Genomic DNA, 25,984 nt, shown 5'->3' with positions numbered 1-25,984 from the left:
TTATTTCCATGTATCATCGGTGAACGCTCAAGGATAAACGCCTTCCCGCGTCTTTGACCCGGGGCGTTTACCGTAGGTTTAGAAGCCGCTTCTATGATATACTTTGCTGATAACGGAAGAAGCGCGAAGCGATGACGGAGGTGATGCCTATATGAATAAGCGGAGGATCGTTTGTGCGCTGGTTCTGGTGCTCGCCGCTTTGGCGGCAAGCGGCTGCAGCGTTACCCATAAGGTGACTGCCGATGCTGCCGAAGCGTGGAGAAAAGAACTGCTGGATTCGTCCGATATCGTCAAAAACGTCCGCATCACGTTCACCCGTCCGAATCTGACCTGCCATATTACGATGACGGAGGAGCCTCCGCCCGAGCTGATCGATTCCATACTCGCGAGCGCACGCACCTTCGCGACCGTCGATCACATGAACGAAATCGCGAAAAGCCTCAAATGGGGACTCGACATTTCCGAAATCCGCCTGACGATCGACTCGGATCGCGATGCGAAAACGATCGAGCACGCCTATTATGCGCGCTACTTCAAAACCTTCGATGCCAGCGACAATTCCGAGGCCAACATCGAAGCTTATTCCATATGGTACGAGGATAACCATTAAATTTTCTGAATCATGACTCCTCTTCCCAATCAACTTCCGCTCGACGAGCCGGCACGACGCAGTCATTTTCGTTCAACGTTCCGAACAATTTGTCGTAATACGCTTTAGGCTGGGGGACGATGTCGTCCCTCTTTATCGTTCTCCGGATTCGCGCCCGTTTCTCATCGCGTTCCCCAACTACTACGACCCCTTCCGCCTCTATCGACTCCCGGGCGCCGTAAACCAATCGTTTAAACTCGTTAAGACCGACTTCAAAAAGCCCGGAAATTTCGCTGAGCTGGAACGAATATTCCTCTACAGCTTTCTCGCATTCGTATATGAAAATATGATTGAACTCGCGATCGGTCAATTGCGGGGTAACGACCGTTTCCTGCGGAACGATTCCGCAATACAAAAGCTCATGGAAGGAAATCGTCAGGCCGAGCTCCTCCTCCAGCTCGCGGACGCCATCCTCGACGGTTTCTCCCGTCAGCAGATGACCGGCGCATGAAATATCGAGCATCCCCGGAAACGTATCTTTATCCTTATGGCGCAATTGCAGCAGCAAGCTCGCTCCGCCCTCCGCCGCTCTCTTGACAACCCAGCAGTGAAAGGTTTGATGCCATAGTCCTTGGGCGTGCACATCCTTCCGGCTGGCTTGCCCGATCTTCCTCATTCGTTCATCGAAAACATCGAATATTTCATGCTGCGACATATGATTCTCCCATCCGCACGATTTCATATCGATCTGATCCGTGCGTTTCCGTTCGCCGGTATTTTCCTTCAGGCTTTGCCGATTCACGTTCGTCCGGCTTCATCTATTTTACCATATCTTTCATCGCCCCCGCACGTGCCGCAGCCGAACGGCCCGCCCCCAATCTTACGTTTCCTAAGCTTCCCACTCCCTGACAAAGCCGCATTCCTCCTCCAGCTCTCCTGCCAGCTCGGCAGCACCGCGAAATAGGCTTGTCAGCGCCGCTACGTTGGCTAACGTGTACGGAATCAGCCAGGTTTTGCCGCCGGGATTCCAGCGTCTTCCGGGAACGCTTCGAATCCTGTCTACATAATCCGCCCGATACGGGAAACTTACCGACACGTATTGCTCGGAATATTTGCTTATAACGACTGCGTCACGCATCCACTCCATCCTCCTTCTCGATTCGGGTACAAGGATAAACGGCTTCGCTGTCCTAAACGCTTTCAAAGAAAGCGACTTCGTAAGCATTAGCTTAGGACAGGCGCGTTTACCGGGAAATCGAACAATCAGCGGAGAATATACTTTCTGAGATTTCAAAAAAAGAGACCCTCCGCGCTCTTATTGAGAACGCTGGATGCCTCCGATGCTTTCGAAGCGTTTCGCTTTATTTCCCTGCTCTTATCCCTTTAGAAAATACCCAAATCCCATTCCTCTGCGAGATGCTGCAGCAGCAAACCCCCAGCCTTGCTGTTGCCCACCTCGTCGATTGCCGGGCCGTACAAGCCGATGCCGCAGCCGTCCGCGCATGGCGTTCCGGCAGGCCGGACTCGCGGCGGCACCGCCGTCATGATCCCCCCGGAAACGCCGCTTTTGGCGGGAACGCCGACGAAGGCGGCGAACTTTCCCGAGGCGTTGTACATGCCGCAGGTGAGCATAAGCGCCTTGGCTATACGGACAACCTGCTTCGGCAGCAGCTGTTCGCGTTGAAGCGGATGATAACCGTCGTGCGCCAGCACAAGTCCGATCATCGCGATATCCTCGGTCGTCACCTCAATCGCGCACTGCTTTAAATACACCTCGATCGCGTCCTCCACGTCGCAGGCGAGGAAGCCCGTTTCTTTCAAATAATAGGCAAGCGACCGATTCCGGTAAGCCGTCCCCCATTCCGACTGGAATACGTCTTCGTTCACGCGAGCCTGCTTGCCCGTCAGCCGCTCGATCAAACGGATGATCGCCGCCAGCTTCTGCGCAGGCGTTTCGCCCGGCAATATCGAGGCCGTCGTTATCGCCCCTGCATTGATAAGCGGATTGAACGGCCTGCCGGGCTTATGCATTTCAAGCCGGACGATCGAATTGAACGGATCGCCGGTCGGCTCCACATCCACCCTCTCCAGCACGTACGGAATGCCGCGGGCCACGCATACGGCTATAAAACTGAGCACCTTGGAAATGCTCTGCAGCGTAAAGGGAACATCCCAGTTGCCCGCCCTCCAGATCGTTCCGTCCGGCTGAATGACGGTAATGCCGAGATGCGACGGCTCCGCGTTCGCCAGCGCCGGAATGTACGATGCGCACTTGCCTTCGGCTGCGTACGGACGGAACCGCTCGATGAGCTCGTTAAGCTGCGTATTTGCCGCCTGTTCCTCGTTATATGCGTTTGTCACGGTCGGTGCCCCCATCGCTTTCATAAGATGTCGAATCCTGCTGTCCCCATTTTACAATGAAGCATGCGGCGCCGACAATAAGATACGGCATTACGGCCCTCGCAGGATGCACCGCCGGTTGCTTCCCTACTTTTACCGAAACGAAACGTATCGATTTAAAAGAAAAAGCAATTTTTCCGCAGTCCGGCAAAGCCTGCACGGATTGGGGCGGCTCGACTGTCAGTTTAAGCTTTTTGGGGCGTTCACTCGGCCAATCAATTCTTTAAAATACTTTGACAAGCGAATGCTGATTTCCGAGCGCATAACATCCCGAACCATTCCGAAGCGGTCTTCGTATCCCCTGCAAATAAAACGGTGATAGATAACCATATCCGCTTGTTCGTCATTCGTAATTTTAATATTACGCTTCGACAATTCGCGCCGGACACTGTACATATCCGCGCTTATTTGCTTCATTACCGCCTGGTCTGCCGTCACATAAAGCTGCTTTAGAAGGTTGGATTGGTTACCCGTATCTTCGATGTTCTTTTGCACCATGCTTAACATGTAAGGAAGCAAAATGTAGTCACGAATCATTTTGAACTCATCCGCTGTAGGCCGGTTACGGGAATTCTTGATGTCGCGGCGGTTTTCATATTGCTCTTGATGTTCGGTAAGCAGCATTTTGGATTTCCACCGTTCATTGCCGTCCAATTTGCTCATATATAATGACCTCCAATCTGTTCCGCCCTCTCGCGGGCCACTCCGGACTGCAATAATGAGGATGCTCGCACAATCGCGGCGCTCCCATATTTATCCTTGATTTCATCGGTTGCTCTTTCCAAATCGTATGCTTTCATCCGGTCATCGAATAAAGCAAGCTGGATGACGCTATCGTCGGTCAGCTGGGTTAACCCGACATACAGGTGGCTAACAGGCATACCGCTCCAATACTTACGGAAAATCCCGATAGCCGCCGCCGCGACTTCATGCGAAAGTGACGTCGCTTGTTCGAGCGTTACCTGCCGGTTAAACGATGCCGAGCGCTGACCGTCCGTTTCCGCCGCCCCGACGTTCACGACCCGCCCGATATACCCGAATCTCCTGCTGCGGCGGCAGACCTCCACCACTAATTCCAACAACACAACCTCGATGTCTTCTAGTTTCTGGTAAATACTGCTTCTGAGCGCCTTGCCGTGACTTACCGATTTCAATTTATTTCGAATACTTGCCACGACGGGGCTAGGGTCGATCCCTCGTGCCGTTTGCCAGTAATATTCCGCTTGAATATCGCTTTGCTTGCCCATTTCTTTACGCATGCGTTTTTTAAAATCCCCCAGTTCCAGACGAGCGATATCCCCAATCGTATAAAGACCCATACGCGTGAAATGACGAGTCATCCGCGAGGCAACCATGAACATTTGATGCACCGGCAGCGGCCATAATGCGGACTCCAAATTGTCGAAGTCAAGTTTGAAGATACCGCTGGACATCTTTTTAGCGAAATTGTCCGTAGCCATTTTGGCCAGTATCTTTGAAGGTCCGATTCCGCACCGGCTCCAAACTCCTGTCGATAAATGAACACGCATCTGGATCTCGCGGGCGATCTCCTCCGGGGCCCCGAAATAACCGATAGAGCCCGTAACGTCGAGGAACTGCTCGTCGATGGAATAGGGTTCAACCTGGTCTGTAAAGGACTCGAATATCTCGGTAATGAACAAGGATACGGTGATGTATGTTTGCATTCGGGGTCGTATGACGACCAAGTCGGAGCATTTCGCTAGCGCCTCGCCCACTCTTGAAGCAGTCGTTACGCCGCGTGATTTGGCAATCGGACAAGCGGCCAGGATGATGCCTGATTTTCTAGAGGGATCGCCTACGGCTACCGGCTTATTCTCCAAGTCCGGCCGGGCCGCTTTTTCAATTGAAGCGTAGAATGACTGTCCGTCAATTAACATAACGGTTCGCTCTTGAGGCACGACATTCACTCCTGTATAGTCGCAATTCGAAAGATACGTCTAACGCTTTCACCCATGTGAGCATCCTCGCAACAAGAACATTCATTCTTATCATATACGGAACATACGTTCTTGATGCAACGAAAATAATTGAAAAACAAAAAACGCGAACTGCCTTTTCGGCCGAAGCGTAAAAGGATCGGCAGTCCGCGAGAAAAATCATTCGCTGTTTTGTTGCGCGCATAAGCAACCCTCCGACAAATCACTGATTATATTCTTTATTATTACCGAACATTTGTTCGTTATGCAAGTGGGAAAATGTGACTCAGGAGTTATTCGACAAAACCTTCCAGCATGTCGTTTTTTAGGAAACTTAGTTTGCATGGCGAGAAAAAGGTCGATTGCGCTTGCGTTCATCTCAGCACGCAAAAAAAGCGAACCGCCGGATGCGTTCGCTTATTATTTTCAGTATGCTTTTCATTCTAATACAATAACAAGGGATACCCCGGCACTATGTATGTTTCGATTGGGATCCGGGCTGACGCGCCGGCTCCCAATCGAAAGCATGATATTGTAGCTCGCTGCTCAAGTTATCCGCACTCTACATTCCTTAAAGCAGACCGCTGCGGTTGCTGCGGTTGCTACGGTTGCTCCGATTGCTACGGTTGCTACGGTTGCTACGGTTACTCCGGTTGCTCCGGTTACTCCGGTTGCTCCGGTTGCTACGGTTGCTCCGGTTGCTCCGGTTGCTCCGGTTGCTCCGGTTGCTCCGGTTGCTCCGGTTGCTGTGTTCACCCATGGTTTCTATACCTTCTGACATCTATAAGCCACCTCCGTCTAGCGAGATATTTTATAGTATGCTAGAGTTATAGATTGGAATGGACACTTTCAATCCAATTACACAGATGGGTAAAACGTACCCGCCTGTTTTCAGGAAAATCACATGTTTTCCCGTCGGCTAATGCGGTGCCTCAAGCGGCAGTTCACCGTCCGCACACGTAATGACATTCAAAGATGTCCACGCCGCGCCTATTGCTGCGGTACCTTAGCGCCGGTCAGGCTCCGCTCGAACATATCGATGATAAACAAAAACCGTTCCGCTTCCCGGAATACATGATCGGCAAGCAAAGGATGGATGATGCTCTTGATCCGGCAAGCCTCGATCAAATCGCGTGCCGTCTTTTTGAAATCGCGCAGCGATTTCACCGAGACTCTGTTCTCGTCGAGGAATTGGTCGAGAAGAGGAATCGTTTGGGATTGCGGGCGCATGGACTCCAAATCGACGGCTTGAAACAACAGCGTATCGAAATCGTTACTGAAGCTCCGCGCTTGCTCTACGAGCTGACGTTCAGACGGATCGAGCAGATGCCCAATAAATTTGGCGTGATCGGCCATGATGCGCAAGAAAAACACGTTCTCGTCGATGATCGCATCGGGCAAAGGCTCCAACCGCCCCGTATTCAGCTCGACCAGACGATTCCGGAAATAATTCGCTTCTCTGCTCGTGTGATCGACCAGCAAGGGAAAATTGTTTGCGCCCGGCATCTTGCACTGTAAAATCAAACCCAGCACCTTTCGCTTGAACGCCCAAATATGAGAAGCCGCGGTGTAAACCTCTTCATTGAAAGCTTTAACAACCTGGGGATCGGTTTCCAGTGTAAAAGAATGAGACTTCACCTCGATCGCTTCAAAAACGGCATAAAATTGATTCGCCTCATTGATCAGCTGAGTGTCCTCGCATCGAAAGCCCAGCTTCAAAAACAGCGAATGCTCCTTCATGATTCGGGACCAGAATCGTATTTCATCCAACGAACGCGTTACGAAAGCATCCGTCAACCTAATCCCTCCCCTGTGCATAATCCGTCAAAATACCCTATGTGCCTTCGATTCGCAATATGCTCAATTCTTCGACACATCGCTTAAACGAAATCCTGCGAGGGCTGCCCCTTGCCATCGCCATACAGAGCCGCAGCGCGCGAGAACGCCTGCCAAATCCAAGGATAAACGGTTTCGCCGTCCTAAACGCTTTCAAAGAAAGCGACTTCGTAAGCATAAGCTAAGGACAGGCGCGTTTACCGATGAAATATCAGGCTTAAGTAATTGTGAAACATACAAATTCTGATATTTTGAGAAAACCGCCTTCCGGCGGCTTTTGTGCTCGATATACGTTTGTTCATTGGCGAGGCAATGGGTATAGGCTTTCCACTCTTGAAATCGCGTTACTTTGGCCCATAGCGAAGCTCCTTTGCTGGCCCCCGTACCATTACCACTTGTTCGTCTTTTGTGCTTTCTGTCACGTCTTTGACATTTACCGGTCCTCCAGCCGGTATTCCTACCCGCTTCCCCTCCTCGCTCGTGCTTGCATGTGCTGCAGTCCGAGTTTGCCCACTTGGAATCGAGTACGGCTACCTTTCCCCGCCTGTAGCCCGAAAACGCCTGCTTGCAGCGGGCATTTAACTCGGCTCACCGAAGATTCCGTTCTCCAAGCCGGCAAAATCGGACTCCAGCGTAAAGCGAACCTCGATTCCTTGCTCCAAGCGGGCTATTTCGTACTACAGCATATCGATGAGCCTTAATGGCAGGGTAAGCCATAACCTTTACCTCTTGAAACGAGCCCATCCACCTTGCGTCCTGCCTCTTTTTCGCATACCGTCTCGTAAGTCTCTGCACGATGTACCAGTCCAACTTTGCCAGCAACCCGAACGAACCATTCACATATTCCGCCGGCTTACTCTCGATTACAACGCAAAAAAACAAGGAAAAGCCGCGGAGCAGCGTTCCCTTGTTTATCGAATGAATGACTTATCGTACAACCGGCATGTCTTCCCGCATGCTCACAGATTGGCTACCTTCCCGAGCAAATAAACGAGCACCTGCTGGTTATGGGCGGAAATCCGATTCAAATATCCGTCGAGGAATTGCTGTCTGAGCGAAACGCCGCGCCGGCATTCCTGCTTCCCGGTATCGGTGACGACAACCCAAACGATACGGCGGTCTTTATCATCCCGTTCCCTGACGATAAGATTCGCTCTTTCCATCCTGTCGAGCAATGTTGTAATAGCTGCGGGCGTTGTGGACAAATAATCGACCAGGTCGGAAGGTTTCATCTTCACGTCTTCGCGGGCGAGCAAATATTCCAGCACGTACAACTGGCCTTCCGTTAGCGAGGGTGCAAGCTGCCCCTCCATAAATAGCTTCATGTCCTTCGAAAGCTTGAACCAAAGCTTGGCAAACTCCTGCGAGTACACGGCAACTACCCCTTCCGTTTCCAGCTTGTCCTGTCGTTGCGTCCATACGAGACCGAGGCCGACTAGCCCTAGGCCAGCGTGATGACGTCCATGTTCGTTAGTTACAGTATACCATCACTCCGGCTTCTTTTAAAGGTTAGTACCGTTAATATTTTAAGACATTAAACGATAAAAAACGACGGTACCGTTTGACGTCATTCAACATATACTAACGGGTGTAGGCGCATATACCCCACAGCCGGACTCTGAACCGCTCAAGCTGCAGGGAATGAAGCAACATCGGGAGGGCTCAAGCATGGATGAACAACACAAACGGGATATCGTGAACCGGGCGATTCGGGAGGGCATAATAAACGACCCGTACTGGCTGGAACAGTTCAACGAACCGCTGCCGGCATGGGCCGTTCTGGAAATCGTACTTAAGCTGTTGGATCGCCTGGAGCCGCCATACGACAGCTATGATTGACTCGCCCCGCATACCGGCGGGCATCGCACGCCTCGGAATAGGTCGGCTCGGATACAGGCAAAACCATTGCGCAATGCTAGGTCAGCTTGACCATGTCGGCGATAACATCGCCTTTTTGAATCGGGACAAGCAATTTGCCGGTCGCTTTACGTTCCTCGATCGGTGCGGACTCCGTTGAGAACGTATGCTTCTCCCCGTTCGCGGTAACCGCCATAACATTGTACGCGTCTTTGACGGAAAACGCTCGTACGAGCTCGGAGCCGTTCGGTCTGACCCGCTTGCCTTCCTTGAACTCGAACGTAATGATGCCTTTGCCGCCGCGTCCTTGGACAGGATAATCCATGAGCAGCGAAGACTTGCCGTAGCCGATATCCGATACGACCATAATTTCGCCTTCGTCTCCGTTTACCCATAGCGAGGAGACGATTTCGTCGTCCTCCTTCAGCTGGATGCCGCGGACGCCGCCTGCCGCGCGTCCCATCGAGCTGACTTCCATCTCACGGAAGCGTATGCTCATCCCCAACTTCGATACGAGCAAAATGTCGCGAAGATTGTCGCTTGTCTGTACCGCGATCACCTCATCGTCGTCGGCCACCTTGCAGGCGGCGATCGCGCCGGACCGGCTCGTCTCGTATTCGGCGAGATCCGTCCGCTTCACTTGCCCGCGCTTGGTCACGAAGACGAGCGATTTGCCCGGCTCCTTGAAGTCTTTGACCGGAATAATGCTGACGATGCGGTCTTCCTTCGTAATCGGAATGACATTAACGATCGCGGTGCCGTTGTCCTTCCATTTGAATTCGGGAATCTGATGGACGGGAAGCAGGAAGAACTGGCCCTTTTGCGTGAAAATAAGCAGGCTTTCGATCGTATTGACCTCAAGCAAATGCCGCACGTAGTCCCCTTCCTTGAGGCCCGTGTTGCCGATCTCGCCGCCGGAGCGTGTAAACGACAGCATGCTCGTACGCTTGATGTATCCTTCGCCCGAGAACGACACCAGCACGTCCTCCGGCGTTACCATGACCTCAAGATTAACCTTGATCTCCTCGACCTCGCCTTGAATATCGGAGCGGCGGTCGATCCCGTATTTTTTGCGGATCTCGTTAAGCTCGCCCTTGATAACGCCGAGGAGCTTCGACTGGCTGCCCAATATTCCGCGCAAAGTATCGATCGTTTTTTGCAGATCCTTCAATTCTTTCTCAAGAGAAGTGATCTCAAGGTTCGTCAACCGGTACAGCTGCAAAACCAAAATCGCGTCGGCTTGCCGCTCGGTGAAGCCGAATTTGGCGACCAAGTTGTTTTGCGCGTCTTGACGGTTTTTGGAAGCCTTGATCGTCGCGATGACGTCGTCGAGAATATTAAGCGCCTTGACAAGACCTTCGACCACATGCGCGCGATCTTCGGCTTTCTCCAGATCGTACTGCGTGCGGTAAGTGACGACTTCCTTCTGATGCTCGACGTACGCATGCAGCATCTGCTTCAAGCCGAGCTGGCGCGGCGCCTTGTTGACGATCGCAACCATATTGAAGTTATAGGTCACCTGCAGATCCGTTTTCTTCAGCAGGTAGGCAAGAATGCCCTGCGCGTCGGCGTCCTTCTTCAGCTCGACGACGATACGCAAGCCGTTGCGGCCGCTTTCGTCGCGCACCTCGGCGATGCCCTCGACCTTTTTCTCCAGACGGATGTTCTCCATCGCCGTTACAAGCCGCACTTTGACGACCTGATAAGGAATTTCGGTTATGACGATCTGCTGGCGGCCGCCCCGCATATCTTCGATCGCGGTTTTGGCCCGAATGTAGATGCGTCCTTTGCCGGTCTCATAAGCCTCGCGGATACCCTCGCCGCCCATAATAATGCCGCCTGTCGGGAAATCCGGCCCTTTGATGATTTGCATGAGATCGTCGAGCGGCATCTCCGGCTTGTCCATAAGCGCGACGCACGCATCGATAACCTCGCGGAGGCTATGCGGCGGAACCTCCGTCGCGAAACCGGATGAAATACCGCTGACGCCGTTCACAAGCAAATTCGGATAACGCGAAGGAAGCACGACCGGCTCCTTCGTCGTATTGTCGAAATTGTCGCGGAACGGCACGGTCCGTTTGTCGATGTCGCGAAGCAGCTCCAACGCGATTTCCGACAAACGCGCCTCCGTATAACGCATAGCCGCCGGCGGATCGTCGTCAAGCGAGCCCCAGTTGCCGTGGCCGTCGACCAGCACATGCCCCATTTTCCACGGCTGCGCCATCCGCACCATGCCGTCGTAAATCGACGAGTCGCCGTGGGGGTGATAGTTACCCATTACATCCCCGACTGTTTTCGCCGACTTGCGGTACGGCTTGTCCGGCGTATTGCCGGAATCGTACATCGCGTACAAAATGCGCCGCTGCACCGGCTTCAAGCCGTCGCGGACATCCGGTATCGCGCGGTCCTGAATAATATATTTGGAATAGCGGCCGAAACGGTCGCCGACCACATCCTCAAGAAACGCCGGTAAAAATTGCTCCAACATACTCATTTGTTGACCCCTTTACACATCAAATCGAGACTACTCCTCGTATTCGGTGAAATCGACGTTCTCGATAATCCAGCGCTTGCGCGGGTCGACCTTGTCGCCCATCAGCGTCGTAACGCGCCGCTCCGCCTTGGCCGCATCCTCGATCTGAACCTGAAACAGCTTCCGCGTTACCGGATCCATCGTAGTCTCCCATAACTGATCGGGATTCATTTCGCCGAGACCCTTAAACCGCTGCAGCTCCACTTGCTTGCCCATTTCTTTCATGACGGCCTGCAAATCGTCTTCCGAATACGCATATTTGATTGCGGTATTTTTGCCGCTTTTCTTGCTGGCTTTGAACAGCGGCGGCTGCGCGATAAACACGCGGCCGGTATCGATCAGCGGCTTCATGTACCGGTAAAAAAACGTCAGCAGCAGCACCTGAATATGCGCCCCGTCCGTATCCGCGTCCGTCATGATGATGATTTTGCCGTAATTGCTTTCCTCCGGATCGAACTCGGAGCCGACTCCGGCGCCGATCGCCGAAATGATCGCCTTATATTCGTCGTTCTTCATAATGTCAATGAGCTTTGCCTTCTCAGGGTTCATCGGCTTGCCTTTGAGCGGTAAAATCGCCTGGTGCTTCGAGTCTCGGCCTTGCTTGGCAGAGCCGCCCGCAGAGTCTCCTTCGACGATAAACAGCTCGTTACTCGCATGATCCTTCGATTGCGCCGGCGTCAGCTTGCCGTTCAGGTTCGAGCTTTCGCTCTTGCCCTTCTTGCCGCTGCGAACCTCTTCACGGGCTTTGCGGGCCGCCTCGCGCGCTTTGGACGCCTGCACCGCTTTTTTGAGAAGCTGCTGCGCCACCTGCGGGTTTTCCTCAAGGAAAACCGCCATTTTATCCGCCACGACCGAATCGACCGCTCCGCGCGCCGATTGACTGCCGAGTTGATCCTTCGTCTGTCCGACGAATTCGACGTCGCCCATCTTGATGTTGATTACGGCCATCATGCCTTCGCGCAGGTCGGTGCCGTCGAGGTTTTTATCCTTTTCCTTCAGGATAGCAATCTTGCGGGCATAATCGTTCATCACGCGGGTGAATGCCGTCTTGAAGCCCGTTTCATGCGTACCGCCGCCTCGCGTCGGAATCGAGTTGACGAACGAAGCGAGCGTTTCCGTGTAGCCGTCGTTATACTGAACGGCCACCTCGACCTCGATATCGTCCTTCTCCGCGCTGAAATGAATGACGTCGTGCAGAACCGTTTTCTCCTCGTTCAGAAAACGGACGAATTGGCTTGCGCCGCCTGCGTAGTCGAACGAATCCTGTCTTCCGGAACGCTCGTCCTTTAAATTGACCTTCAGCCCCGAGTTGAGAAATGCGATTTCCTGCAGCCGCTCGGAAAGCGTATCGTAATTAAGCGACGTCCCGCCGTGGAATACGCGCTTGTCCGGCTTAAACGTCACCTTCGTCCCGGTCCGGTTCGTGTTGCCGATTACCTCAAGCCCGGTCGTCGGTTCGCCGACATGCTCCTTGCCGCTATCGTCGACCCAGTATTCGAACCGCTGTTTATGTACTTTACCGTCGCGGTAAATTTCCACTTCCAGCCATTCGGACAAGGCGTTCGTCACCGAAGCGCCTACGCCGTGAAGTCCGCCCGATTTTTTATAGCCGGCGCCCCCGAATTTCCCCCCCGCATGAAGCATCGTAAAAACAACCTGCGAGGTCGGCACGCCCGTCTTATGCATGCCGGTAGGAATACCCCGGCCGTTGTCGCGAACCGTTACGGATTGATCCGTATGAATCGTCACATCGATCGTCGTGCAATATTTGGCCAGATGCTCATCGACCGCATTGTCGACGATTTCCCAGACCAAGTGATGCAGCCCGGAAGCGCCTGTGCTGCCGATGTACATACCCGGCCGCTTGCGCACGGCGACAAGCCCTTCCAGCACTTGTATGTCATCCGCGTCATAATCCGCCTTTTGCGGCGTTTGCTGCGGCATGGTTTCCATTCCAAACAAATCGACCTGTTCGGCCATTCAAAAGCCCCCTCCAAGGATAAACGCCTACAAGGCGTCCTAAACATTTTCGCGGAAAACGGCTTCGGAAGCAAGGCCTAATGTCTTGCATAACCCCGAAACGGCGGCAATCAGCGAAATATGATCGTAAATCTCGAAACGAACGGCAGCTTGCATGCCTGCTCGTCCGTAACGGCGGCGAAGCCGGACAAGCGTGCCGGCTATCCTTCCTGATCCGTTCCCTGCCAAATATGCCACTCTGCTATCTTAATTCAAAATATCACGTTTCGTAAATACGCGGAATGCCACAATCAAGGCGACAACCGCCCAAACCGCCAGCACGGTCAGCGAAAATGTGATCGTCATACCCGCTATAGGCGGCGGCGAGCCGACCAAATAACCGATCGTATCGATGTTGACCATGAAGAAATATTTGGCCGTTTCCCACGATGATACCATGTTTGCAAGAATCGTGCCCGCGATCAGCGTGGCAAGCATGATGCCGATGCCTGCCGCCGTGCTCCGTACAAGCACGGAAACCATGAGGGACATGCACGCGACGACGACGCCCGAAAACCAGGCGAGCCCGAACTCCATCAGCATAAACTGCCATTGCTCGATCGCATGCACGTTTGCCGTGCTTAATTCCCCGCCGATAAACTGATAACCCGTCAGAACCGGGGCCGTCCAGCCTCCGTAACCGAACACGAGTCCCGATATCAAATAGGCGAGCGCCCCCGTCGCCAGAGTAATAAGCGAAACGAACAGAATCAGCGTCAAAAACTTGCTCATGAGCACTTTCCAACGTCTGACGGGTCTCGTCAGCAATATTTTGATCGTGCCCGTCGATTGCTCGGACGACACGATATCCGCCGCCACGACCGCAATAAGCAGAGGGAGGAAAAGCGTCACCGAGTTTTTCATGAACTCGCGGGTGAACGTAACCCCGTTAGGACTGTTCGGATCGATATTTTTCTCCAGCGCATATTGCGATTTTCTAAGCTCGACGCGCAGCGTCTTTTTCCATTCCTCGGTAACCCGGCCGCTGGAGAGGCGGTTCGTGATGTCGGATATTTTTTGCTGCTCGGTTACGCGCCAGTCGTCCGTGCCGAATTGCTTTCGCGTATTTTGCGCGACCTTCAATTGACCGTATGTAAACACCGGTATTAGGATGGCGACAATTAATATAACGACAAGAAAGCGCCGTTTTTTGAGCATTTTGACCGTTTCGTTCTGAACAAGCGGCAGCAGGCTAATCAATGGTCTCACCCTCCGTCAGGCGCAGGAACAAGTCCTCCAGCGTCGGATTTTGCACCGTAATCGCATAAACGTCGACTTCCGCCTCCACCATGAGACGGTTCACGCGGGCAACCTCGTCCTGCGGCATGTCGGCGTCGATCGTGCCGATTTGCGCCGCCGGAGCCAACACCGCCCCCGCACGCTGCGTCACAGCGGCTCCGGACGGGCGTACGGCCGGCTCCGGGTCGGAATCGGCATCGCGAACCGTTCCGTGCCAGCCGCTTTCGCGCAAAACCGCAAGCGCCCGCTCGGCGGGCGCCGCACGCCAAACGACAGTCGTCTCCGACCGTCTCAGCAGCTCGGACACCTCGCCGACGGCGATGACGCTGCCGTGGCTAATGATCGCAACCCGATCGCACATCAGCTGAATTTCGCTAAGTAAATGGCTAGAGACGAATACGCTCAAGCCCGCTTTCGCAAGATTACGTATAAACACGCGCATTTCTTTGATCCCTTGGGGATCGAGACCATTCGTCGGCTCGTCGAGAATAAGCAGCCGCGGCCTGCCCAGCAGCGCCTGCGCGATGCCGAGCCGCTGCCGCATGCCCAGCGAATAGGTGCGGACCTTGTCGTATATGCGGTTGTCCATGCCGACGATGGCCACCACTTCGCGAATACGCGCCTCATCGACATCAGGCAGCATCCTGGCGAAATGCTCGAGATTTTCCCAGCCGGACAAATAGCTGTACAGCTCCGGGTTTTCGACGATACAGCCGACGTTCTGCAGCGCATCGTTAGGCCGCTCGCCGACAGGCACGCCGCAAATCGCGATCGAGCCGGATGTCGGCTTGATCAGATCGACGAGCATGCGGATCGTCGTCGTCTTGCCGGCCCCGTTGGGACCGAGGAAACCGAACACTTCGCCTGCATAAACGTCGAAAGATATGCCTTTAATGATTTGCTTGTTTTTGATCGTTTTCGTAATGTCCCGAACGGACAAAACCGTCGTAACACCGCTCATATGGCCCCTCTCCCTTCGCTCTATTCAAGCACCTGCAGCACGCGATCCGCCATCCGTTTGTAGCCGAGCGAATTCGGATGGAAATGGTCGGCGGCCAAATATCGCGTCTGCTCCCGCTCGAACAAATCGTAGGTCGGTACGACCGATACGTTCGCAAACTTGTTCGCGGAGACGAACGCCTTCGCGTTCCACTCTAGAATAACGGGCGAGCCGTTACGGTCCGGATCGTAATCGAGATAAGGATGATAAAGTCCGACATAAACGATGCGGGCTTTCGGATTCAGCTCGGCGAGCTTCGCCAAAATAACGGCGAGCTTGTCCGCCGCCGCCGGAAGCTGCTTGCGCAGCGAATCGAAATCGATTTGGATCGTCTCCGGCGAAGCGGGGCCGGAGGTTGCTTTAGGCGTCGCTGACGGCGAGGGTGCAGCGGACGCGTTAGGTACGGGAGAAGAGGAAGAGGCGATAATGTTCGCCGCACGGTTCAGGTCGTTGCCGCCGATCGTCAGCAAAATGACGTTGGCTTGCTTGACGAAGCCGGGAAGCTGGCTGTCCGCCGCCTGCAGCTGTGTCAGCAGCTGCTCCGCAATCTGGCCGTTTACTGCATAATTCCAAACGAAGACGGGCTTTTCATACATCGCCTCAAGGCCTTTCTTCACTTTGCCGACATATCCTTCGCCGCTTTGATCCCCTGTTCCTTTCGTCAGAGAGTCGCCGAGCGCAAGAATGTTGATTTTATCTTGTGAGAGCAAATTATCCTGTTGCTCAGGCGTCTGAATGCCGTTAAAGCCGCCATCCGCCGACGGATACAAAATATCCTTAACCGCATAGCCGAATCCGAAAACAAACAGTAAAGTGGCGAGCAGACCGGCAATTCCCGCGACTTTCCACAACCTACGCGTCGACTTCATGAATGGGCCCTCCCTAAGGATAAACGTTCATGGCCTCTCGGCCGCTGGCTATGATGAACACTCAGCCCCATGAACGTGCATTTTCGTAATAAACGACTGGCGGCGTCTGTTGACGCCTTGCGCTAACCATTGATTATAAGCTCTTGTAATAAGAAACCTATGAATTCATAGCGTTTAAAAACATCCGTTTCGCAGTTGCACCGCTCAAAGGCAAGTCCTTGACGCAGCGGAACCATTCCGCAAGAAATCGCTTTCGTCAGCCTAGGCACGTACAATAAGATTAAATGTTCGCTCCAAATTTTGCAACTGATCCGGAATAATCTCCGGCAGCAAACCGATTTTTCAAGTCAACGGCGGTTTCCGAAAGCATAGCTGGCCGTAAACCTTATTCGCTCAAATTCCCAGGTGTTGGAACTGTAACGAACTCCAGTGTATCTATTAGCAGCTATAGATTAGGTCCGCAAAAAAAATTTCACAGCGCTCTTAAGGACATTATGGGGTTCATTAGCCGGGAAATCCTTACAGGAAGAACGGCTTTTACGACAAACTTTGCAGCAAAAAAAGCGGCCGCTTGGACCGCTCCCTCTGTTATCTGTACGATTTGATTTTAAAATTGCTTTCCAGCAGCACCCAATTTGCCGTAAACGGCTTGCCGAGCACCCAATAGCTGATGCCACGAAGACCATACTCCTTGATCAAATTGAATTTGGCCTGCATGCTGCGCGCATCCTCGAACCAGACGACATGCTCCTTCCCGTCCCGGTCGAAATACGAGTAGTGGGGCGCCTGCGACGTATAATCGTATTGAATCGCCGCATTGACGCGAGCCGCTTGTGCTACGGCCTCGTCTATGCCGAGCGTGCGGGCAAATTTGCCGCCCTTAACATAAGGTAGCGTCCAATCGTAGCCGTAAAGCGGCGCTCCCATCATTATTTTTTGCGGCGGAATGACGGTCAGGGCATATTCGAGCACGCGGCGAACCTGCGGAATCGGTGCGACGGCCATCGGAGGCCCACCTGACCAGCCCCATTCATACGTCATAATAATGACGAAATCGACGATACGGCCGTGCGCGGCGTAATCATGCGCTTCATACCACTGACCCGCCTGTGCGGCGCTCGTTTTCGGAGCAAGCGCCGTAGATACCAAATGCCCTTCCAAATGCGCTTGCCGCGTGATTTCTCTCAAAAAATCGTTATACCTCTCGCGATCCTCCGGATACAGATGCTCGAAATCGATATTAAGCGCGTAATACCCCTTATCCTTCATCACGTTCAGTACGTTGCGAATCAGATTGCTTCTAACCGACTCGTTCCGCAAAACGGCGGCGCCGATGTCGCCCGAGAACGTTCCTTCTTCAAAATTCGTCAGCACCATCATCGGTACCGCTCGCGTATCCTTCATCGCCGCCAGCGCCTGATCGACGCGCGGGGCGATCAAATCCCCTTCTCGCGTCACCCGGTAGCTGAACATGCTGATGTACGTCGAATGCGGCGCCGCTTCCTTCACGCGTGCCGCATCTTGCTCCGAGCCGGTCGGCTGTAAGTACGAGTTGACTTCGATCGTCGTTCTCGGCGGCGAAGGGATGCGGATGACCATCCCGGGCTGCAGCTGAGCGAAATTGATTTGCGGATTCAACTCGCGAATGTCCTGCTCCGACACCCCGTACAACCGCGCAATCGACCAAAGGCTTTCCCCGGGCCGAACTGTATGAAAAGAGCCGACCGTCGGCACGAGAAGCGCCTGGCCGATAACGAGACGCTGCGGGTTGTCTATGCCGTTCGCCTCCATAATCGAGGCCGGCGTCACGCCGTAACGACGGGCGATCGCCCAAACCGAATCGCCGGGTCTTACAACTTCGATATGCATGTGAACCCTCCTGCATCAACAATATGAATCGTCATGATCAGCCTATTCGGCTTTTGCCCATTCGGTGACAGTGCAAACAACGCCTCGGATACGAAAAAAACCTTCAAAACCGCTAAATAGGGGTTTTGAAGGTTTTTGCATTTTACGGCCTGACCTGGCAGTAACAGCCGCTTTGCCTATTGCATGAGCTGCCGGTTATTACTTCGCCAGTTGATCCGCAAGCTTATTCAAATTGTTCAAACTGATTTGCATGCTGTCCATCGGATTGCCCGGACACACGTCCTGCTCGACGCAGTACCATTCGATGCCGTTCCGCTCGCCCCAAGTCAAAATCGGCGCAAAATCGATGACGCCCGTGCCGATTTCGGCGTAGGTTTGCCGTTCGTCATTCGTCATATCCTTCAAATGAATGATCGGCATGCGGTTTGCATAAGGAGTGATGAACGAAACCGGGTCGCCGCCGCCTTTTTTCACCCAGTACACGTCGATTTCCGCGAGCAGTGCATTGTCCGCTACCGGCTCCAGCAAATACTCGAGCGCCGATTTGCCGTCGATCACCGTATCGAACTCCCAAGCATGGTTATGATAGCTGATCCGGTAGCCTTGGGGAGCAAGCTTGCGGGCAATTTCGTTCATTTCGCTGCGAATCGCCTTATACCCTTCTTCGTTGCGCACCGACTCGGGAAGCCCCGGCAAAATCAGATCCTTCGTGTTAAAAAGACGCGCTTCCTCGAGAACCGTGTCAAGCTCTCCCCGAAAACGGTCGATACCGATATGCATGCCCGCCGTGCCAAGCCCCGTTTCTTTCAACACCGATGCGATTTCTTCCGCGCTGTAGCCTCTGAGACCGGAAATTTGCACGCCTGCCCAGCCCATTTTTTTCAGCTCGCGAAGCACGCCCGGAAAATCTTTCTCCAGCTCGTCGCGAAGCGTGTACAGTTGTGCGGCAAATTTGTTTTTCATCGGTTAAACACTCCTTAGGATAAATGATTTATATTGATTGTTCACGTTAACATTAAGTGTAAAAGAAAACCTCCGGAAAGGCAACATGAAAATGGACTTGCGTTTTTCATATTGCCTTAACCCCGGAGGGATAATCGGAAAGACTGTTAGCTGGCTTCGCTGAGAAAACGATATTGCGCCTGAATAAGGCCGTAATAAATGCCTTGATGCTCCATCAATTGATCGTGGTTGCCGGTTTCCATAATGCGGCCGTGATCCAGCACGACAATGTTGTCGCAGCTGCGGATCGTCGACAGCCTGTGCGCGATAATAAAGGAGGTGCGGCCTTGCAGCAGCGTTTTGAGCGCCTCCTGAATTTTGAGCTCGGTTTCCGTATCGATGCTGGCCGTCGCCTCGTCGAGAATGAGTACGCGCGGATCGGCAAGCAGCGCGCGGGCGAACGAGAGCAGCTGCCGCTGTCCCATCGAAAGCACGTTGCCCCGCTCCTGCACCTCGGTGTCATAACCTTGCGGCAGATTGACGATAAAGTCATGCGCATGAACGGCTTTAGCGGCTGCTTCCACTTCCTCGTCGGTCGCATTCAGTTTACCGAAACGGATATTGTCGCGAATCGTTCCCGAGAAAATGAACGTATCCTGGAGAACGATCCCCACCTGCGAACGCAGGCTCTCGATTGTGACGTCGCGAATATCGTGCCCGTCGAGAATAACGCTTCCCTGCACCGGATCGTAGAACCGGCACAGCAGGTTGATAATTGTACTTTTACCCGAGCCGGTATGTCCGACAAGCGCGACCGACTGCCCAGCCCGCACCTTCAGATTGATGCCGCGGAGCGCCGGACGGTCCTTCTCGTATTCGAACACGATGTCTTCGAAATGAATGTTCCCTTTGATCGCCGGCAGCTTTACCGCATGATTCGCTTCCGCGACATTCGGCTTCTCGTCCATGAATTCGAAAATACGCTCGGACGATGCCATGGCGATCAAGAGCTGCGAGTACATTTGGCCGAGCCGGTTGATCGGCTCCCAGAAGTTCCCGATGTACGTCGCGAAGCCGAAAAGCACGCCGATCGTTACTGCGCCGCTCTGCACGAGCGAAGCGCCGTACCAGAACAAGATGCAGTAGCCGATTGCCCCCGTAACCTCGATAATCGGACCGAAGCTCTGGTTTAACGCAGTAGCGTTGTTCCAGGACTTCCGGTTTACATCGTTCATACCGTCGAAATAGTCGATATTTTCCTTCTCTTGCGTGAATGCCTGCGTTACTTTAATTCCCTGAATCGACTCGTTCAAGTGAGAGTTGATGCGAGCCTGCTTCGTCCGCACGTCCTGCCACGCTCTGCGAATCCGTTTGCGCAGCGATGTCGATACGAGAAACATAAGCGGAACGGTAACGATAATGGCGAGTCCGAGCTTTACGTTCAGGCTGAGCAAAATAATGATGATGCCGAGCAGCTGCACCAAGTCGATCAGCACGTTCACAACGCCGTTCGTAAATAGATCCTGCATCGAGTTGACGTCGTTCGTTACCCGAACGAGCACCGAACCGGCCGGCCGCTTGTCGAAAAAGCGGAACGACAGCTGTTGAATATGGCTGAACAAATCATTGCGCAGATCGTAAATAACCTTCTGCCCGATGTTGTTCATGTACCGGATCCGGTAGTTGTTGGCCAGCCATTGGACGATGTACACGCCGGCCATAATGCAAACGATCGTGATCAGTTTTTTGCTGTTTCCGGCAATGAGCGCGTCGTCGATGGCGAGCGTAATCAGGAACGGGATCGCCAGCTTTGTCAAAGTTCCAAGCACCATCGTAATAATGATGATCGGCAGCATTTGCCGCGTGTACGGCTTCAAATAATGCGACAGCCGGCGCAGCTGCCCCCAGTCGAACGGCTTCTCCATCACTTCGTCGTCCTGGTACGTAAAACGCTCGTTGTTTGGCTTAGCCTTATTGTCGTCGGTAATGTTCTTCATAGCTTCAGTTTCGGCTTGAGTGGCGTTATCCGCTCTTTCCTGCCGACTTCGTTCTTCCTGCTGTCCGCTCACTGCGCCAGCCTCCTCTCAAGGCGAATAACTTCCGCCAGCTTGGCGCGTTCCTCTTGCCCTTCGGCGCCGGCTTCATCCGCCGATACGCCGTCTTCCTGCGGGCGATCCGCATATTGAATGTTGTACGTATCGAGATACGGACCCTTCTGCTTGAGCAGCTCCTGGTGCGAGCCGCGCTGCACGGTATGCCCCTTATCCAGCACGATAATTTCGTCCGCATGGCGGAGCGATGAAATCCGGTGCGCGATAATGAATGTCGTGCGCCCTTGCATCAGCTGTTTGAAGCCGGCTTGAATTTCGTGCTCGGTTTCCATGTCGACTGCGCTCGTCGCGTCGTCGAGAATTAATATTTTCGGATCCTTGAGCAGAGCTCTTGCTATCGCGATCCGCTGTTTCTGCCCGCCGGACAAGCCGAGTCCGCGCTCGCCGACGATCGTGTCGTACCCAAGCGGAAGCTCCATAATAAAGTCATGCGCCTTGGCGAGCTTCGAGGCTTCGATAATTTGTTCCATCGAAACGTCGCGATTGCCGTAGGAAATGTTGTTCCGGATCGAAGCCGAGAACAGGAACGTTTCCTGGAAAACAAGCGCCGTCTGCTCGCGCAGGCTTTGCAGCTGAATATCGGCTATGTTGCGGCCGTCCAGCGTAATTTTGCCTTCTTTGATGTTATAAGCTCTTAGCAGCAGTTGAATCACGGTCGATTTGCCCGATCCCGTCCCGCCAAGCAATCCGATGACGCTGCCCGGAGGCGCATCCAGGGTGAAGTCGACCAGCGACGGCTTCGAATCAGGGTAGGAGAAGGTGACGTTCTCGTAACGAACATGCCCTTTCACTTGATCAGCCTGCAGCTTCGCCGCATTTTCCTTGTCTTTGACATGGACGTATTGATGCAAAATTTCAAGCACGCGCTCACCTGAAGCTTTGGATTGCGTATAGTTGTTAATATGGAAGCCTATGCCCCACATCGGACCGATAATGTACCAGATAAGGCTGAAAAATGCGACAAGCTCGCCGATCGTCATCGACTTTTCGATAACCAGGTAACCGCCGGCGCCGAGAAGTACGACCACGCTCAAGTTCGCAAACAGCTCCATAACCGGAAAATATTTCGCCCAAATGTTCGAAGTTTTGATGCTCGTATCTTTATAAGCCGTGCTGCGTTCGGAAAACTTGTCGATTTCGTACGGCTCGCGGGCGAACGATTTGACTGTGCGCACGCCGGTAATATTTTCTTGAACCGCCGTCGTCAGATCGCTCATCGATTTGCGGATGCTGCGGAAAGCGGGATGAATGTTTTTCTCGAATTTCATTGCGGTAAATACGAGAAACGGCATCGTCACAAACGTGATGAGCGTCAGCTTCCAGTTCAGCGAGAACATCATGGCCGAGCCGAAAACGACCATAAGCACGACGTTCAAAATTTGCGCGAAGCCGAAGCCGATAAACTGGCGAATCGCCTCCAAGTCGGCTGTCAGCCTTGACATCAAGTCGCCTGTCCGAGCTTTGTCATAATACTGGAAGGACAAAAATTGCAGCTTCTCGTACAGCGCCCCTCTCATATTGTAAGCGACTTTATTGCCAAGCCGGCCGCCGGACAAACCGTGAAGGTACTGGAAAAGCCCCTTGATCGAGACGACAAGAACGACTGCAATCGCCAACCGCGGAACAAGCCCATATTCCTCTTTCGTAATGACATCGTCGATCAAATAGCGCAGCAGGTTCGGATACACGAGCCCGAGCGCTGTGGCCAGCACAAGACATCCGATCGATACGAACAATAGCCTTCGGTCCGGCCAATAAAATTCTTTCAATTGCTTAAATACGTTCACAGTGAGAACCCCCTAAAAGTTTTCCGTCAGGAAAACTACTTCCGAAAGCGTAGGTTATTTTTCATGATTAGGCGCTTCAAAAGGATCAATTTGTACCTTCGAAAGCGTGAACTCGGTCTCCCGCCGGGAAACGGTTTTGAAAGCCTCTTTCAAATCTTGAAAACACGCGTTAACCCTTTCCGTCATGGAAAGGTACTGCTGCTCGCATAGTGCCGTTTTCCTAAGAAAACGCAGCTTTTGTGCACGTCCCTATGAAAAAATCCCGCTTAGCGGCCGTGCATCGGATTTGCCCCGCAAATCGTAAGATTTTTGCAGCAAAATTCCTCCTCTTAACGTTGTGATTTCAGATTCTCAAGCGTACGGGCCGGCGTGCTCTGGAAAAGCTGGAATAGAAAGCGATTTACAACTTTTAAGGCCCGTAATACGTTGAATGTTAGCACCATATGAAATATACGGCAACGAGTGGAATACCTCATATAAGCGCTTATACTTACATATCATGTTGAAAAACAAACACAATCCAACGTATTCTCTTAAATCGTGCAATTCCGGGCTATTGATAGCGCTTTCGTGAAAAATAGAAAAAGCCTATGCTCCATTATTTCCCACGGCTCCCATAACCGTACGAAACCCGCTCTCGCGCAGGCGAATATTGTTCTATTTACGCGAAAATAGTTCAAATCGGGGAAAAATCGATATAGTCAAAAAATCCGGGAATTCCGCAGAAATAAACGGATGTGCCGTTGAAATCAAATTCCTGCGAAACCGGAATCTCCTCGACAAAGTGTCATTCGCATTCTCCAAAGCCGTTTGGCCATTTTAAAAAAAAGAAGCCTCCAACCAGCTGCCTAAGCAGGTTTGAAGGCTTCTTTTTCTTATTCTATTTTGAACATGCAAGAAGCGCTTTCGGAATGATCCCATCTCCTCATCCCATTCTGCCGCTGCAGCGTCCAAGGAATTCCAACTTCTCTTCTATATGGCGTTCCTTAGACGTTAATGGCGGACTCCTCGGCATACAGCTTTTCAAGCTGCAACTGCATATGTTTCAGCAGCTCGAAATCGACCTTCATCTCCAGCGCATCGCGGATACCCGAGACATGCTCCGCGGCCGCATCGAGCAAGGCGCTCCTTCTGTCCAGAAGAAGCCGCTCGTACTGGCTGCCGTAAACGTCCGCAATCATGCTGCGGTGTTTTTCCAAATAAGCGGCAATCGGATCGGCAAGCCTCGCTTCAAGCGCAGCGCGCAGCTTCTGCTTGCCCTCCCCTTCAAAGAAATGCTTCCCGTTTTTGAAAAAGCCGTACAGCCATTTCTCGTCCGCTTCGCCGATCTCAAGCGTTTCCTCCACCTCCGGCGTAACGAAGGCCGCCTTCTCGAACGGCTCGTTCTCGAAAGCCGGCATCCGCTGCCGGATTCCTTCCGCCTTATCCTCCAGCATGGCGGAAGCGCGCCGGTTCATGAACTGCTCAATGCGAAGCGTCGTGGCGAGCACCTCCTGCGAGAAATCGTAGGAGAGCAGCCGCTGAAGTTCAAGCCACGCAGATCGAAGCAGTTTCCGGATATCGCCGCCGTCTTCGCGAAGGGAAGCCGGGTTAAACGCCATCTGATAAAAATCGCCGAAGCGGAATGTCGCCCTCTGTTTCACGTAATAGAGAAGCTCCTGCGATTCCTGCCCCATGTCCTGCAAGTAACTGGCGGAAAGCGGAGCCTGCAGCTCCGTTTGCACGGCGGCGAACGCCGCATCCAGCGCGCGAAGCCTCTCCATGCGTTCCGCTTGGCCCTGTTTTGCGCTTGTCATCCATTCCTGCAGCAGCGCCGAAGCGCGCTTCATTTCATGCTTCGCTGCACGAACCGTTATTCCGGTCAGCTCTTCGAACGTGAACTGCATAAAGTCTCGTTCGAAAGGCTCTATGCCCGAGTCCGCCAATAGCTTGCCGTCGGACTGCATTTTGCCTTCCACGGCAAGCTTGCTCGAAACCGGATAGATCCGGGGATTGCGAATGCCGTGCTTAAGCAGGTTATCTTCCACATGGGCGACGACCTGCCGAAGCTCCTCGCCGTCTTCCGCCAAATCCGACGCGTTAACGATGAAGAACATTTTATCCATCTCGAAGCTGTCCTTGACGCGTCCTAGCTGCAGCAAAAATTCGCGGTCGGCTTGCGAGAATGCATGATTGTAATAGGTGACGAACAATATCGCGTCCGCGTTTTTTATATAGTTGAAAGCGACTCCGGTATGTCTTGCATTGATCGAGTCGGCGCCGGGCGTATCGACGAACACGACGCCCTGATCCGTCAGCTTGTTCGCGTAATGGAGCGCAATGGTTTCGACGAAGCACGACTTCCGTTCTTCCGCCACATAGGCCGCGAACTGTTCGAAGCCTGCCGTCAGCTCCTGGCCGAATATCCCGCGAGCTTCGCCGAAGCCATTCGCGACCGCCTTCAGGAACGTATAATGCGCTTTGCCGCCCGCATTGACCTGTTCCGGCGCGATCGACTCGATTTTCGCGAGCGCGTCGTCCCAGCCGGAGCATGCCAAGCCGAGCACGCGAAGCGAGTAGCGAACTTCTTCAAGCACGGCTTCCTCTTGCTTCATCTTTACGCGTACGGTACCGTGCGGATGCTCGGCGGTCGCCGGCACGATCGTGTTGATCGCAGCGGTCGTCGGATTCGGCGATACCGGCAGCACGCTTTCGCCCAGCAGGGCATTGGCGAAAGACGACTTGCCGGCGCTGAACGCTCCGAACAGCGCGATCGTGAAACGATTGCCGGCCAGCCGCTCGGCTTTCTCGCGCATCGAGCGGGCGATCGAGCCGAGCGCCGGAATGCCGCCGACCAGCTCGGCGGCGCTGCGCAGCTGCGCGGCCGTCTCCCGCAGCCTGGCGGCATGCGCGCCTTCGGCCGCTGCGCCTGCTTGCGGCGCTTGCGCCGGCGCGGCCACAGCGGCAGCGGCTTCGCTGCTGCTTGCGGCACGCTCGCCGCCAGGCGCTGCGCTTGG

The 25,984-nt window shown here is 53.5% G+C and carries 19 protein-coding genes; 2 read left to right on the top strand and 17 right to left on the bottom strand.

The annotated features are described in order from the left end of the window. Positions 1 to 151 precede the first annotated feature (151 nt). Positions 152 to 610, top strand: coding sequence for a hypothetical protein (locus DQG23_RS23420; protein WP_113033318.1), 459 nt, complete (start codon positions 152 to 154; stop codon positions 608 to 610). Between the two features lie 10 nt (positions 611 to 620). Here DQG23_RS23420 and DQG23_RS23415 read toward each other — a convergent pair whose 3' ends face one another. The 7 genes from DQG23_RS23415 to DQG23_RS23370 all read right to left on the bottom strand — a co-directional run bounded on the left by DQG23_RS23415 (position 621) and on the right by DQG23_RS23370 (position 8,135). Beyond that, positions 621 to 1,391 (bottom strand): NUDIX hydrolase, encoded by a 771-nt coding sequence (locus tag DQG23_RS23415; protein WP_238177997.1) that lies wholly within the window; start codon positions 1,389 to 1,391, stop codon positions 621 to 623. Between the two features lie 87 nt (positions 1,392 to 1,478). Next, positions 1,479 to 1,727 carry a hypothetical protein gene (locus DQG23_RS23410; RefSeq protein ID WP_113033317.1) on the bottom strand — a complete coding sequence of 83 codons (249 nt, stop codon included), beginning with the start codon at positions 1,725 to 1,727 and terminating at the stop codon, positions 1,479 to 1,481. 245 nt (positions 1,728 to 1,972) lie between these two features. Next, a complete protein-coding gene (locus DQG23_RS23405) occupies positions 1,973 to 2,950 on the bottom strand; it encodes a glutaminase (protein WP_420330254.1) in 978 nt (325 codons plus the stop codon). Positions 2,951 to 3,169: 219 nt separating this feature from the next. Then, positions 3,170 to 3,652: a YhjD family protein gene (locus DQG23_RS23400; protein ID WP_113033316.1), complete on the bottom strand. Its 483-nt coding sequence runs from the start codon at positions 3,650 to 3,652 to the stop codon at positions 3,170 to 3,172. Continuing rightward, entirely contained in the window at positions 3,649 to 4,908 is a 1,260-nt protein-coding gene (locus tag DQG23_RS23395; RefSeq protein WP_238177996.1) for a DNA polymerase IV, read from the bottom strand. The genes DQG23_RS23400 and DQG23_RS23395 overlap by 4 nt, the downstream gene beginning before the upstream one ends. Before the next feature lie 1,008 nt (positions 4,909 to 5,916). Continuing rightward, positions 5,917 to 6,744, bottom strand: a complete 828-nt coding sequence (locus DQG23_RS23380; protein ID WP_192894624.1) for a DUF2935 domain-containing protein — start codon at positions 6,742 to 6,744, stop codon at positions 5,917 to 5,919. 977 nt (positions 6,745 to 7,721) lie between these two features. Beyond that, on the bottom strand, positions 7,722 to 8,135 hold the full coding sequence (locus DQG23_RS23370) for a MarR family winged helix-turn-helix transcriptional regulator (protein ID WP_113033312.1): 414 nt from the start codon (positions 8,133 to 8,135) through the stop codon (positions 7,722 to 7,724). 295 nt (positions 8,136 to 8,430) lie between these two features. Here DQG23_RS23370 and DQG23_RS42620 point away from each other — a divergent pair, with 295 nt between their 5' ends. Beyond that, complete coding sequence (locus tag DQG23_RS42620; protein WP_192894623.1) at positions 8,431 to 8,601, top strand: hypothetical protein; 171 nt, start codon at positions 8,431 to 8,433, stop codon at positions 8,599 to 8,601. Positions 8,602 to 8,677: 76 nt separating this feature from the next. Here the strand turns inward: DQG23_RS42620 and gyrA are convergent, their stop codons facing one another. The 10 genes from gyrA to DQG23_RS23315 form a co-directional block, all read right to left on the bottom strand. Beyond that, the gene (gyrA, locus tag DQG23_RS23365) at positions 8,678 to 11,113 is read right to left on the bottom strand and encodes a DNA gyrase subunit A (RefSeq protein ID WP_113033311.1); all 2,436 of its coding nucleotides are present in this window, start codon (positions 11,111 to 11,113) and stop codon (positions 8,678 to 8,680) included. 30 nt (positions 11,114 to 11,143) lie between these two features. Further along, positions 11,144 to 13,132, bottom strand: coding sequence for a DNA topoisomerase IV subunit B (gene parE, locus DQG23_RS23360; protein ID WP_113033310.1), 1,989 nt, complete (start codon positions 13,130 to 13,132; stop codon positions 11,144 to 11,146). A 246-nt stretch (positions 13,133 to 13,378) separates the two neighbouring features. Beyond that, positions 13,379 to 14,371 (bottom strand): ABC transporter permease, encoded by a 993-nt coding sequence (locus DQG23_RS23350; protein WP_113033308.1) that lies wholly within the window; start codon positions 14,369 to 14,371, stop codon positions 13,379 to 13,381. Continuing rightward, the gene (locus tag DQG23_RS23345) at positions 14,364 to 15,371 is read right to left on the bottom strand and encodes an ABC transporter ATP-binding protein (RefSeq protein ID WP_113033307.1); all 1,008 of its coding nucleotides are present in this window, start codon (positions 15,369 to 15,371) and stop codon (positions 14,364 to 14,366) included. Before DQG23_RS23345 ends, DQG23_RS23350 begins: the two co-directional genes overlap by 8 nt. Positions 15,372 to 15,391: 20 nt before the next feature. Beyond that, positions 15,392 to 16,279: a GDSL-type esterase/lipase family protein gene (locus tag DQG23_RS23340; protein ID WP_113033306.1), complete on the bottom strand. Its 888-nt coding sequence runs from the start codon at positions 16,277 to 16,279 to the stop codon at positions 15,392 to 15,394. 588 nt (positions 16,280 to 16,867) lie between these two features. Then, positions 16,868 to 18,148, bottom strand: a complete 1,281-nt coding sequence (locus tag DQG23_RS23335) for a glycoside hydrolase family 18 protein (protein ID WP_113033305.1) — start codon at positions 18,146 to 18,148, stop codon at positions 16,868 to 16,870. 198 nt (positions 18,149 to 18,346) lie between these two features. After that, positions 18,347 to 19,111 (bottom strand): sugar phosphate isomerase/epimerase family protein, encoded by a 765-nt coding sequence (locus DQG23_RS23330; RefSeq protein WP_113033304.1) that lies wholly within the window; start codon positions 19,109 to 19,111, stop codon positions 18,347 to 18,349. A gap of 146 nt (positions 19,112 to 19,257) precedes the next feature. Beyond that, on the bottom strand, positions 19,258 to 21,087 hold the full coding sequence (locus DQG23_RS23325; protein WP_113033541.1) for an ABC transporter ATP-binding protein: 1,830 nt from the start codon (positions 21,085 to 21,087) through the stop codon (positions 19,258 to 19,260). A gap of 68 nt (positions 21,088 to 21,155) precedes the next feature. Continuing rightward, positions 21,156 to 22,988, bottom strand: a complete 1,833-nt coding sequence (locus DQG23_RS23320; protein WP_113033303.1) for an ABC transporter ATP-binding protein — start codon at positions 22,986 to 22,988, stop codon at positions 21,156 to 21,158. Positions 22,989 to 23,974: 986 nt separating this feature from the next. Beyond that, positions 23,975 to 25,984 (bottom strand): dynamin family protein (locus DQG23_RS23315; protein ID WP_192894622.1); only part of this gene is annotated, 2,010 nt, incomplete at its 5' end.

This window comes from Paenibacillus contaminans (assembly GCF_003285015.1).
GTDB classification, from domain to species: Bacteria; Bacillota; Bacilli; order Paenibacillales; family NBRC-103111; genus Paenibacillus_V; species Paenibacillus_V contaminans.
This window is presented reverse-complemented; position numbering and strand designations above follow the sequence as displayed.